This window comes from Micromonospora lacuserhaii (assembly GCF_036902735.1).
Lineage (GTDB): Bacteria > Actinomycetota > Actinomycetes > Mycobacteriales > Micromonosporaceae > Micromonospora.
The window spans coordinates 1-11,800 of record NZ_JBAKHO010000090.1 but is presented as its reverse complement, the minus strand read 5'-3'; the positions used below and the strand labels follow the sequence as shown (position 1 = coordinate 11,800).

13 protein-coding genes are annotated in these 11,800 nt (G+C 74.9%); 9 read left to right on the top strand and 4 right to left on the bottom strand.

What is annotated here, in order from left to right; genetic code table 11:
- On the bottom strand, window positions 1–572 hold a 572-nt coding region (locus V6U81_RS28200; protein WP_420884105.1), incomplete at its 3' end, for a GNAT family N-acetyltransferase, cg3035/Rv0428c family.
- Between the two features lie 79 nt (window positions 573–651).
- Here V6U81_RS28200 and fdxA point away from each other — a divergent pair.
- The 5 genes from fdxA to V6U81_RS28175 all read left to right on the top strand — a co-directional run bounded on the left by fdxA (window position 652) and on the right by V6U81_RS28175 (window position 4,546).
- Complete coding sequence (gene fdxA / locus V6U81_RS28195; protein ID WP_007464872.1) at window positions 652–978, top strand: ferredoxin; 327 nt, start codon at window positions 652–654, stop codon at window positions 976–978.
- Window positions 975–2,090: a succinyldiaminopimelate transaminase gene (gene dapC / locus V6U81_RS28190; RefSeq protein WP_334493993.1), complete on the top strand. Its 1,116-nt coding sequence runs from the start codon at window positions 975–977 to the stop codon at window positions 2,088–2,090. The genes fdxA and dapC overlap by 4 nt, the downstream gene beginning before the upstream one ends.
- Before the next feature lie 119 nt (window positions 2,091–2,209).
- A complete protein-coding gene (locus V6U81_RS28185) occupies window positions 2,210–3,256 on the top strand; it encodes a prephenate dehydrogenase (RefSeq protein WP_334493989.1) in 1,047 nt (348 codons plus the stop codon).
- Window positions 3,257–3,260: 4 nt separating this feature from the next.
- On the top strand, window positions 3,261–3,899 hold the full coding sequence (locus V6U81_RS28180; protein ID WP_334493987.1) for an SIMPL domain-containing protein: 639 nt from the start codon (window positions 3,261–3,263) through the stop codon (window positions 3,897–3,899).
- Window positions 3,899–4,546: a nucleoside/nucleotide kinase family protein gene (locus V6U81_RS28175; RefSeq protein WP_334493985.1), complete on the top strand. Its 648-nt coding sequence runs from the start codon at window positions 3,899–3,901 to the stop codon at window positions 4,544–4,546. The genes V6U81_RS28180 and V6U81_RS28175 overlap by 1 nt, the downstream gene beginning before the upstream one ends.
- A gap of 39 nt (window positions 4,547–4,585) precedes the next feature.
- Here V6U81_RS28175 and V6U81_RS28170 read toward each other — a convergent pair whose 3' ends face one another.
- Together V6U81_RS28170 and dapD are read right to left on the bottom strand one after the other, a co-directional pair.
- Window positions 4,586–5,143 (bottom strand): sugar O-acetyltransferase, encoded by a 558-nt coding sequence (locus V6U81_RS28170; RefSeq protein WP_334493984.1) that lies wholly within the window; start codon window positions 5,141–5,143, stop codon window positions 4,586–4,588.
- Between the two features lie 149 nt (window positions 5,144–5,292).
- Window positions 5,293–6,252: a 2,3,4,5-tetrahydropyridine-2,6-dicarboxylate N-succinyltransferase gene (gene dapD / locus V6U81_RS28165; protein ID WP_334493983.1), complete on the bottom strand. Its 960-nt coding sequence runs from the start codon at window positions 6,250–6,252 to the stop codon at window positions 5,293–5,295.
- Between the two features lie 24 nt (window positions 6,253–6,276).
- On the opposite strand from dapD, the gene dapE reads away from it, so the two are divergent.
- Window positions 6,277–7,350: a succinyl-diaminopimelate desuccinylase gene (gene dapE, locus V6U81_RS28160; protein WP_334493982.1), complete on the top strand. Its 1,074-nt coding sequence runs from the start codon at window positions 6,277–6,279 to the stop codon at window positions 7,348–7,350.
- A 183-nt stretch (window positions 7,351–7,533) separates the two neighbouring features.
- On the opposite strand, the gene V6U81_RS28155 is transcribed toward dapE, so the two are convergent.
- Window positions 7,534–7,698 carry a hypothetical protein gene (locus V6U81_RS28155; RefSeq protein WP_334493981.1) on the bottom strand — a complete coding sequence of 55 codons (165 nt, stop codon included), beginning with the start codon at window positions 7,696–7,698 and terminating at the stop codon, window positions 7,534–7,536.
- Between the two features lie 154 nt (window positions 7,699–7,852).
- On the opposite strand from V6U81_RS28155, the gene V6U81_RS28150 reads away from it, so the two are divergent.
- The 3 genes from V6U81_RS28150 to V6U81_RS28140 all read left to right on the top strand — a co-directional run.
- Window positions 7,853–8,737, top strand: coding sequence for an LOG family protein (locus V6U81_RS28150; RefSeq protein ID WP_334493979.1), 885 nt, complete (start codon window positions 7,853–7,855; stop codon window positions 8,735–8,737).
- Between the two features lie 4 nt (window positions 8,738–8,741).
- Window positions 8,742–9,287 carry an LOG family protein gene (locus V6U81_RS28145; protein ID WP_334493977.1) on the top strand — a complete coding sequence of 182 codons (546 nt, stop codon included), beginning with the start codon at window positions 8,742–8,744 and terminating at the stop codon, window positions 9,285–9,287.
- A 45-nt stretch (window positions 9,288–9,332) separates the two neighbouring features.
- On the top strand, window positions 9,333–11,800 hold a 2,468-nt coding region (locus V6U81_RS28140; protein ID WP_420884106.1), incomplete at its 3' end, for an ATP-dependent helicase.

Genomic DNA, 11,800 nt, shown 5'->3' with positions numbered 1-11,800 from the left:
AGCCCGACCGGCGGCGCGCCGGCGGGCGTCGGTGGCGCCGGCGGCAGCGCGGCGGGCGCGACGGTCTGCACCAGCACGGGCGGGCGGGCGCCCCAGCCGCGCCCGTCCAGCTCGGCGCCGACCGGCGCGGCGAGCGGCAGCGGCGTGTTGACCATCGCCGGCTGGCCCCGCTCGGCGTACCAGCGTTCGATCGCGTCCACCGCCTCCGGCAGCGGCCGGTCCGGGTCGCCCACCGGCAGCGCCGAGTTGGCCCGCCCGCTCCAGCCCGCCGCCGACCGCAGCAGCCAGTCGCCCAGCCGCCCCCGGACCGGGGCCGGCCACGCCTCGTCGGAGGCCAGCTCCAGGGCGACCACCGCGGCGGCGGTCGGCCGCCGGGTCGGCGGCACCCGCTTCGCCCGGTGCACGTCAGCCACCGGGACCCGCAGCCGCCCCTGGGCGGTGGCGAGAGTGAGATGGGTCTCGGTCAGCTCCACCAGCTCGCCCAGAGCGTCCGAGAAGAGCGGCCGGCCCTCGCGAATCCCCACAATCCGGCGGACCACGATCCGGTGTCCCACATCCTGCTGTCGGAGCACGATCGACCCCCTCCCCGGCGAGATACTAGGCTCTTACCGTCGCGGGTGATCGCGACGAGTCTTGCGGAGGAGAAGACCGGTGACCTACATCATCGCCGAGCCGTGCGTAGATGTGCTCGACAAGGCATGCATCGAGGAGTGCCCGGTCGACTGCATTTACGAGGGCAACCGGATGCTCTACATCCACCCCGACGAGTGCGTCGACTGTGGTGCCTGTGAGCCGGTCTGCCCGGTGGAGGCCATCTTCTACGAGGACGACGTCCCCGAGCAGTGGAAGGACTACACCGGGGCCAACTACGAGTTCTTCGAGGACCTGGGCTCGCCCGGCGGCGCGTCGAAGATCGGCAAGGTGGAGAAGGACGCGACGTTCGTCGCCGCCCAGCCGCCGCGCGGCGAGGGCCACTGAACCGGCCCGCGCCGGTCTCGGCACGGCTGCCCGAGTTCACCTGGGACACGCTGGACGCCGCGGCCACCCTGGCCGCGGCGCACCCGGACGGTCTGATCAACCTCTCGATGGGCACGCCGGTCGACCCGGTGCCACCGGTGATCCGGCAGGCGCTGGCGGACGCGTCCGACGCGCCGGGCTACCCGCTTACCGCCGGCACCCCGGCGCTGCGGAACGCCATCGCCGGTTGGGTGGCCCGCGCCTGCGGGGCCGGCGTCGACGGGCTCGGCGTGCTGCCGACGATCGGCTCCAAGGAACTGGTCGCTTGGCTGCCCACCCTGCTCGGGATCGGCCCCGGTGACGTGGTCGTGGTGCCGTCGATCGCCTACCCCACGTACGAGGACGGGGCCCGGCTCGCCGGTGCCACCACCGTCCGCGCCGACTCGCTGACCGCCGTCGGTCCGAACCCCCGGGTACGCCTGGTCTGGGTGAACTCGCCCGGCAACCCGACCGGTCGGGTGCTGCCCACCGCCCACCTGCGCAAGGTGGTCGACTGGGCGCGGGAGCGCGGGGCCGTGGTGGCCAGCGACGAGTGCTACCTGCCGCTGGGCTGGTCCGCCGACGCCACGCCGGTGTCGGTGCTCTCGCCCGAGGTCTGCGGCGGGTCGTACGACTCGGTGCTGGCGGTGCACTCGCTCTCCAAGCGCTCCAACCTGGCCGGCTACCGGGCGGGCTTCGTGGCCGGCGACCCGACCCTGGTGGCCGAGCTGCTCAAGGTCCGCAAGCACGCCGGCATGATCGTGCCCGCGCCCGTGCAGGCGGCGATGGTGGCCGCCCTGGGCGACCAGGCCCACGCCGACGAGCAGCGGGAGCGCTACCGGGCCCGGCGGGAGACGCTGCTCGCCGCGTTCACCGGGGCGGGCTTCACGGTCGAGCACTCGGAGGCCGGCCTCTACCTGTGGATGACCCGCGACGAGGACTGCTGGGACACCGTCGACTGGCTGGCCCGGCGGGGCATCCTGGTCGCCGCCGGCGTCTTCTACGGCCCCGGCGGGTCGCGGCACGTCCGCGCGGCGCTCACCGAGTCCGACGCGCACGTCGACGCCGTCGCGGCCCGGCTCGCGCTGGCCTGACCCAGCCGTCCGCCCACCGGCCGGCCCCCGCCCGGGCCGGCCGTCGGGCGATATCCTCTCCCCGGACCGAGTCGGGGCCCACCGGCCCCGCCCGCGCGGAGGAACGTCGAGGTGCGCCGATGGTGGACAGGCTCGGCGCCCCGGTGCGGGCGGCGGTGGTCGGCACCGGCCTGATCGGCGGGTCGGTGCTGCTCCGGCTGCACGCCGCCGGCCTCGACGTGATCGGCTGGGACCCGGACGAGGTCACCCGGCACCAGGCGCGGCGGATCGGCGTACCCGCGCCGGACCGCCTGGTCGACGCGGTGGCCGATCGGGACGTGGTCTTCCTCTGCGGCCCGCTGCCCACCCTCCCGGACACCCTGGTCGAGGTGGCGGCGGCGACCGCCGACGGCTGCGTGCTGACCGACGTGGGCAGCACCAAGGCCGAGCTGGCCGCGTTCGCCACTGCGCGTGGGCTGGCCCACCGGTTCGTCCCCGGCCACCCGATGGCCGGCACCGACCGGGCCGGCCTGGCCGCCGCCGTGCCGGACCTCTTCGACGGCGCCGCCTGGGTGCTCTGCCCGGCGCCCGGGCCGGGGCTGGCCGCGTTCCGGTGGCTGACCGCGCTGGTCGTCGACGTGTTCGCCGCCCGGGTGGTGCCGATGGCAGCCGACCGGCACGACGCGGTCGTCGCGCTCGCCTCGCACGTGCCGCACCTGCTGGCCGGCGCGCTGGCCGGCGCCACCGACCGGTCGCCGCTGCGCGACGCGGTGCTAGCCCTCGCGGCCGGCAGCTTCCGCGACGGCACCCGGGTCGCCGGCACGCCGCCGGAGCGGACGGCGAACATGCTGCTCGGCAACCGCGCGGAGATCCTCGACGCGCTCGGGTCGGTCACCGCCTTCCTGGACGAGCTGGCCGGCGCGCTGCGGGCCGGCGACCGGGCGGCGTTGACCGCCCGGCACGGCGAGGGCCGGGATGCCCGGGTCGCGCTGGCCGGCCGTCCGACGGTACGGCTGCGCCCCCGTTTCCCGCTCGTTCCCGACGCTGCGGAGCTGGCGTTCCTGCACGCGCTCGGCGCGGCCGGCGGGCACCTGGACGGGTGCCGGACCGACGGTGACGAGGTGGAGTACTCGGCCCGTCGGTTGACCGTGGAACGGGGCGGCCCGCCCACCCCACCGTTAGGGTGAGGTCGTGGCGGACGGACCGGTGGTGGCGGTGCGCGGTGAGGCGTACCGCGAGGTGCCACCCGAGCTGGCCCGGTTCCAGGTCACGGTGACCGCCCGCGAGCGGGACCGGGAGGCCACCCTGACCCGGCTCGCCGAGCGGGCCGCCGCCGTCCGGGTGCTGCTCGACGAGCACCAGCCGCCGGCGGACCGTCGGGAGACCGGCGACCTGTGGGTGCGCCCCGAGACCAACCGCTCCGGCGAGCGGGTGGTCGGCTACCGGGGCAGCGTCAGCACCACCGTGACGGTCACCGACTTCGCCACCCTCGCCGAGCTGATGCTGCGCCTGGCCGACCAGGAGCAGGTCGAGATCGCCGGCCCGTGGTGGTCCCTGCGCCCGGACAGTCCGGCCCACCGGGAGGTCCGGCATGCCGCCATCGCCGACGCGCTGCTGCGCGCCCGGGAGTACGCCGAGGCGCTCGGCGCCCGGGTCACCGCCCTGGTGGAGCTGGCCGACCCCAGCGACGGGTACGACATGCCGGCCGGCAAGGCGGCGTTCGCCCGCGGCGCCGGGGGGCCGCCCGAACTGGAGCTGGACCCGCGTCCGCAGACCGTGCACGCCGTGGTGCGGGCCCGGTTCACCATCAGCGAGCCGGTGCTCGACTGATGCCCGAGGCACGGCAGTTGCCCCTCGACGAGCTGGTCGCCCGGGCCCGGGCGCTGGCCGACGCCGGTCCGCGGCAGCTGCTCGGCATCGCCGGCGCGCCGGGGGCGGGCAAGTCCACCCTGGCCGAGCGGATCGTCGCCGAGGTCGGCCAGGCCGCCCGGCTGGTGCCGATGGACGGCTTCCACCTGGCCCAGGCGGAGCTGGTCCGGTTGGGCCGCGCCGACCGCAAGGGCGCGGCGGACACCTTCGACGCCAACGGCTACGTCTCGCTGCTGCGCCGGCTCCACCGCCTCGAACCGACCGCCGTGTACGCGCCGCTGTTCCGCCGGGACCTGGAGGAACCGGTGGCCGGGGCGATCGAGGTGCCGCCCTCGGTCCGGCTGGTGGTGACCGAGGGCAACTACCTGCTCCTCGACGAGCCGCCCTGGGACGATGTGCGGCCGCTGCTGCACGAGGCCTGGTTCCTCGACCTGGACGTCGAGCTGCGCCTGCGCCGGCTGGTCGACCGGCACCGGGCGTACGGGCGGTCGCCGGCGGAGGCGGCGGCTTGGGCGCACGGCAGCGACGAGGCGAACGCCGCCCGGGTGACCGGCACCGCGCACCGCGCCGACCTGGTGGTACGGCCAACCGACCCGCTGCCGGGGTGAGGGCGCCGCCCGGCGCAGCAGCCGGGCCAGGTCAAGCGGTTATTCGAGGGTGCGGACCGGGCGAGCGGGGTTCCCCACGGCGACCACGTTGGGTGGCAGGTCCCTCGTCACCACGGCCCCCGCGCCGACCACGGTGTTCTCCCCGACGGTCACCCCGGCGAGGACGATCGTCCCGCCGCCGAGCCAGACGTTGTCGCCGATGGTGATCGGCTTCGCGGCCTCCCACTTGTCCCGGCGGGGGCCGGGTTCCACCGGGTGGGTGGGGGTGAGCAGTTGGACGTTCGGTCCGATCTGGACGTCGGCGCCGATGGTGATCCGGGCGACGTCGAGGAGGACGGCGTGGAAGTTGACGAAGCTGCGCGGGCCGATGTGGATCTGCCAGCCGTAGTCGCAGTAGAAGGGCGGCCGGATCCAGGTGTCCTCGCCGAGCGAGCCGAGCAGGTCGCGCAGCGCGGCCAGTCGACCCTCGGGGTCGGCGGCGGAGCTGGTGTTGAAGCGCTCCAGCAACCCGGCGGCCCGGTCCAGGTCGGCGATGATCTCGGGTTCGTTGGCGAGGTAGGGCTCCCCGGCCAGCATCCGTTCCCTCATGGACGTCACCCGGTCGATCATCCCGGATCTCCGCCGCGGGCCGGGCCGGGACGCGCCATCCTCCCGACCTTCGGGTGGCCGCGAGCATCCGGGCGTACCGACAGCGGTGAGGCGTACCCCCGGGTCCGCGGCGGCGTGCTGCGGACCCGGCGGGGCCGTCAGTCGTTGGCGTGCAGGGCGGCGTTCAGCTCGATGCCCTTGCCGGTGCGCGGCTTCGCCTCCAGCGCCCCGGTGACCGAGTTGCGCCAGAAGAGCAGCCCGTCCACCCCGGACAGCTCGCGGGCCTTCACCACCCGGCCGTCCGGCAGGGTGATCTTGGAGCCGGCGGTCACGTAGCAGCCCGCCTCGACCACGCAGTCGTCGCCGAGCGAGATGCCGATGCCGGCGTTCGCGCCGACCAGGCTCCGCTCGCCGATGCGCACCTTGTCGGTGCCGCCGCCGGAGAGGGTGCCCATGATCGAGGCGCCGGCGCCGACGTCGGAGCCGTCCCCGACCACCACGCCCTGCACGATCCGCCCCTCCACCATCGAGGTGCCCAGCGTGCCGGCGTTGAAGTTGCAGAAGCCCTCGTGCATCACGGTGGTGCCGGCGGCCAGGTGGGCGCCGAGCCGGACCCGATCCGCGTCGGCGATCCGCACGCCGGCGGGGACCACGTAGTCGGTCATCCGGGGGAACTTGTCCACCCCGTAGACGGCCAGGTGGCGGCCGGCGGCCCGTTCGATCACCCGCAGCTCGTCCACCCGCTCCGGCGGGCACGGGCCGGCCGAGGTCCAGGCCACGTTGGCCAGCTTGCCGAAGATGCCGTCCAGGTTGAGCTCGTTGGGCCGCACCAGGCGGTGGGAGAGCAGGTGCAACCGGAGGTACGCGTCGGAGGCGTCCTTGATCGGGTCGTCCAGCGACCCGATCACGGTCACCACCTCGACGGTACGCAGACCCGGCAGTGTCCGCTCGCCGATCGCGCCCGGCGGCAGGTCCAGCACGTCGGCCTGGTCCTCCCCGGGGACCAGCGGCAGCTCGCCGAGCCCCAGCTTTCCGGTCGGGTACCAGGTGTCGAGCACCTGCTCGTCAGCGGTGATGGTGGCCAGGCCGATGCCCCAGGCAGACTGTGCGTTCGTCACGATTTTGAAGGTACCGTGCGAGCCATGGAGAACCCGCTGACCCCCGAGGTCCTGGCCGATCCGGTGGCGCTCACCCGCGCCCTGGTCGACATAGAGTCCGTCTCCCTGGACGAGAAGGCGATCGCCGACCACGTCGAAGAGGTGTTGCGGGGCGTCCCGCACCTGACCACGTTCCGGCACTCCAACACCGTGATGGCCCGTACCGACCTGGGGCGGGCCCAGCGGGTGGTGCTCGCCGGCCACCTCGACACGGTGCCGCTGAACAACAACTTCCCGTCGACGATGCGCGGCGACCTGATGTACGGCTGCGGCACGTCCGACATGAAGTCGGGGGTGGCGTTCGCGCTGCACCTGGCGGTCACCCTGCCCGACCCGCGCTACGACGTGACGTACTTCTTCTACGAGGCCGAGGAGATCGAGTCGAAGTACAACGGCCTGACCCTGGTCGCCCAGGAGCACCCGGAGTGGCTGGAGGCGGACTTCGCGGTGCTGCTGGAACCGACGTACGGGATCGTCGAGGCGGGTTGCCAGGGCACCATGCGGGCGATCGTCACCACCCACGGCGAGCGGGCCCACGCGGCCCGGTCCTGGCACGGGGTGAACGCCATCCACGGCGCCGGTGAGGTGCTGCGCCGGCTCGGCGGGTACGAGGCGCGCCGGGTCACCATCGACGGCTGCGACTACCGCGAGGGGCTCAACGCGGTCCGGATCAACGGCGGCGTGGCCGGGAACGTGATCCCCGACCACTGCGAGATCGAAATCAACTACCGGTACGCCCCGGACCGCGACCCGGCGGCGGCGGAGGCGCACCTGCGCGAGGTCTTCGACGGCTTCGACCTGCGGGTGACCGACGCGGCGGCGGGCGCGGCGCCCGGTCTGGGCTCGCCCGCGGCGCAGGAGTTCCTGGCCGCGGTGGGTGCGGCCCCGATCGGCAAGCTGGGCTGGACGGATGTCGCCCGGTTCGCGGCGATGGGCATCCCGGCGCTGAACTTCGGCCCCGGTGACCCGAACCTGGCCCACCACAAGGACGAGCACGTCGAGCTCACCAAGATCCGCGACGGCGCCGCCACCCTCCACCGCTGGCTCTCCACCCCCTGACCCCGCCGCCCCTCCCTCCCCCCGCGCTTCCGCGCTTCCCCCCGCGCTTCCGCGCTTCCCCCCGCGCTTCCGCGCTTCCTTCCGCGTTGATCAAGGAGTTTGGGTCCTCGAAAGCGCTTTCCTGAGACCGAAACTTCTTGATCAACCAGGACTGGGGTGCGGGGGTGCGGGGTGGGGTGGGGGTTAGACGGTGGTGAGTTGGGGGGTTTCGGTGGGGTCCGGCGGTTCGGGGGCGGACGGTGGCGGGGGCTCCAGTTGACGGGCGCGGCGGCGTTCGGCCACCACGTCCCGGATCCGTCGCTGCATCTGCCGGCGGATCCGCATCCGCTCGTTGTTGTTGTTGATCACGCTTGCTCCTCCCCCGAAGGCGCGCGCCGGGCATACCCGGTATGTGAATAGTAAGACGTACGGGCGACCGAATTAGTTGCCCAAGATCTCGAACTTTCTTGCCGGCTCGTCGCCCCGCGCACCTCGAGAGTGCGGCTCCACTACGGTTGCTCCCATGAGCCAGAGCAACGGGCGGCAGCGGGGCCGCGATCCCGAGCGGCACCGGGGCGCCGTCACGCTGCGCCGGGGCGCGATCCCGACCAGCACCGCCGACCAGCGGCTCCTGGACTCGCGGGGGCGCGGCGACTGGAAGACCAAGGACGCCTGGCGGGCGCTGCGGATCCTCTCCGAGTTCGTCGAGGGCTTCGACACCCTCGCCGACCTGCCACCCGCGGTCAGCGTGTTCGGCTCCGCCCGCAGCACCCCGGACAGCGCGGAGTGCCGACTGGCCGAGGAGCTGGGCGCCGCCCTGGCCCGTGCCGGCTACGCCGTCATCACCGGCGGCGGCCCCGGCGTGATGGAGGCGGCCAACCGGGGTGCCAGCGAGGCCGGCGGGCTCTCCGTCGGGCTCGGCATCGAGCTCCCCTTCGAGCAGGGCCTCAACGACTGGGTCGACCTGGCCATCGACTTCCGCTACTTCTTCGCCCGCAAGACCATGTTCGTCAAGTACGCCCAGGCGTTCGTGGTGCTGCCCGGCGGCTTCGGCACCATGGACGAGCTCTTCGAGGCGCTCACCCTGGTGCAGACCGGCAAGGTCACCCGGTTCCCGGTGGTGCTGATGGGCACCGACTACTGGCGCGGGCTGCTCGACTGGCTGCGCGACACCATGGCTGCCGAAGGCAAGATCGGGCCGGTCGACCTGGAGCTGATCTGCCTCACCGACGACGTGGACGCCGCTGTCCGGCACATCGTCGAGTCCGAGGCGGCGCTCTCGGCCGAGCAGGAGGCGGTCCGCGAGGAGGCGGTCGCGCGGGGCGCCGCCGACCGGCAGGAGGCGGCCCGGCAGTCCGGCGGCGGGGCGGTGCGGCGGGCCGGTGGTGACGACGGCCGGGAGGGCTGAACCGGTGGCGGCGATCTGCGTCTTCTGCGCCTCCTCCCGCACCCTCGACCAGCGCTGGCTGGAGCTGGCCGCCGAGACCGGCGCGGAGCTGGCCCGGCGCGGGCACACCCTGGTCAGCGGTGGCGGCTGCGTCGGCATGATGGGCGCCCTGGCCGACGGCGCGCGGGCCGCTGGCGGGCGCACCGTGGGAGTGATCCCGCAGGCGCTGGTTGACCTGGAGGTCGCCGACCTCGCCTCGGACGAGCTGCTGGTCACCGAGAGCATGGCCGCCCGCAAGACCCTGATGATCGACAAGTCGGACGCGTTCCTCACCCTGCCCGGTGGCCTGGGCACCCTGGACGAGCTCTTCGAGGTCTGGACCACCGCCACCCTGGCCCTGCACGCCAAGCCGATGGTGCTGGTCGACACGGACGGCTTCTACCGCCCGCTGCTCGACTGGCTGGCCGCCCTGGGTGACCAGGCCTTCCTCAAACCCGCCGGCCTGGACCTGCTCACGGTGGTGGACTCGGTCCCCGCCGCCCTCGACACCCTTGAATCCCACCTCACCTGACCCGCGGTGGGTGGTGGTGTCGTACCGGCGTGGTGGGATGTCCGGGTGCAGGGGTACCGGTTGGTGCGCCGGCCTGCCGGACCGGGCCCGGGTGGGGGGCGGTCCGCCGCTGCGGTCCGGGGGGACCGCGATGCCGGCGGGTCCATCCAGGGCAACGGCCGGCCAGGCCCGGGCGACCTGGGGGAGCCGCGGTCCGGGGGGTCGGCGGGCGATGACGCGTACCCGGTGGTCGACCCGCGCCAGGCCGAGATCGTCGCGCACACCGACGGGCCGATGCTGGTCGTCGGGGGTCCGGGCACCGGCAAGACGCACACCCTGATCGAGGCGGTCGCCGCCCGGGTGGCCGAGGGGGTCGACCCGGAACGCGTCCTGGTGCTCACCTTCGGCCGCCGGCAGGCCACCGAGCTGCGCCACCGCATTGAGGCGCGGGTGGCCGCCGACGGCCACCGGGTGCTCCGCGAGCCGCTGGTGCGGACGTTCCCGGCGTACGCCTTCGGCCTGCTCCGCCGGGCCGCCGCGGAACGGGGCGAGCCGTCGCCCCGGCTGCTCACCGGCCCCGAGCAGGATCTGATCATCCGCGAGCTGCTCGACGTGGTGGGCGAGGAGCCCGGCGACGACCCGGTCGGCTGGCCCGACGACCTGCGCCCCGCGCTGCGGACCCGGGCCTTCGCCGCCCAGCTGCGGGACCTGCTCATGCGCGCCGCCGAACGCGGCGTCGGCCCGGTCGAGCTGGCCCGGCTTGGCGAGAAGCTGGGCCGCGCCGACTGGCCGGCCGCCGCCCGCTTCCTCCGGGAGTACGTGGCCGTCCTCGCCCTGCGCGACGTGAGCAACCGGGGCTCCATCGCGTACGACCCGGCCGAGCTGGTCCGGGCCGCCACCGGGATGCTGCTCGACGACCCGGAGCTGCTCGCCGCCGAGCGCCGCCGGCTGGCCCACGTCTACGTCGACGAGCTGGCCGATACCGATCCCGCCCAGCAGGAACTGCTCGCGGTGATCGCCGGTGGCGGGGCGTCACTGGTCGCCTTCGCCGATCCGGATTCCTCCACGTACGCCTTCCGGGGTGCCGATCCGGCCGTGGTGGGCGCCTTCCCGCACCGGTTCCGGACGGCCTCCGGCGCGCCCGCCGCCCAGGTCGTGCTGACCACCTCTTACCGGGCCGGTGCGGCGCTGCTGGCCGCGACCGGCCGGCTCTCCCGGCGGCTGCGCGGCCCGGCGGCGCACCGGCAGCTCCGCCCGCTGCCCGACGCGCCCCCGGGCTCGGTCGAGGTACGCACCTTCCGCTCGTCCACCAGCGAGGCCGCCTCACTGGCCCACGCGCTGCGGTCCGCGCACCTGCTCGACGGCGTGCCGTGGTCGGCGATGGCGGTGCTGGTCCGCTCCACCCACCTGCACCTACCGTCGCTGCGGCGGGCCCTGCACACCGCCGGGGTGCCGACCGTGGTGCACGGCGAGGACCTCCCGCTGCACCTGCAGCCGGCGGTGGCGCCGCTGCTGCTCCTGCTGCGCTGCGCGCTGGAGCCGGACCGGCTGGACGAGGAGGCCGCCGTCGCCCTGCTGCACTCCCCGCTGGGCGGCGCCGATCCGCTGGCCGAGCGGCGGCTGCGCCAGGGGCTGCGCGCCCTCGCGCTGGCCCGCGGCGACCGGCGTCCCTCCGGCGAGCTGATCGTCGAGGCGCTGGGCGACCCGGCGGAGCTGGCCGGCATCGACCGGCGCTGGGTGGAGCCGGCCCGTACGGTCGCCGAGCTGATCGCCACCGCCCGCGGGGCCGCGGCGACGCCCGGCGCCACCGCCGAGGACGTGCTCTGGGCGGTGTGGCGGGCCAGCGGCCTGGCCGAGCGCTGGGCCGGCGCGATCAACCGGGGCCGGGCGGCCACCGGCGAGCACGAGACCGCGCAGCGCTGGCGGGCCGAGGCGGCCGACCGGGACCTCGACGCGGTGATGGTGCTCTTCGACGCGGCGGCCCGGTTCACCGACCGGCTGCCCGGCGCCCGGACCGAGGTCTTCCTCGACCACGTGCTCGGCCAGGACCTACCGGCGGACACCCTCGCCGCCAGCGCCGATCGGGGCGAGGCGGTACGCCTGCTCACCGCGCACGCCGCCAAGGGGCTGGAATGGGATCTGGTCGCCGTCGCCGGCGTTCAGGAGGGCGTCTGGCCCGACCTGCGGCTGCGTGGCAGCCTGCTCGGCTCGGAGCGGCTGGTCGACGTGCTGGCCGGCCGGGCCGACGGCGCCGGTGTCCGGGCCGGCCTGGTCGGGCAGACCTCGGCGCTGCTGGACGAGGAGCGTCGCCTCTTCCACGTCGCGGTCACCCGGGCCCGACGCCGGCTGCTGGTCACCGCGGTCGCCTCGGCGGCCGTCGGCGGAGACGACCACGAGGAGCAGCCCAGCCGCTTCCTGCACGAGCTGGGCGTCACCGAGCCACCCGCGCCGGGCCCGCCGCCGGCCGGGCCGCCGCCTGCCGGGCCGCCGCCTGCCGGGCCAACGACGGCCGGGGCAGCGCCTGCTGGGCCGAT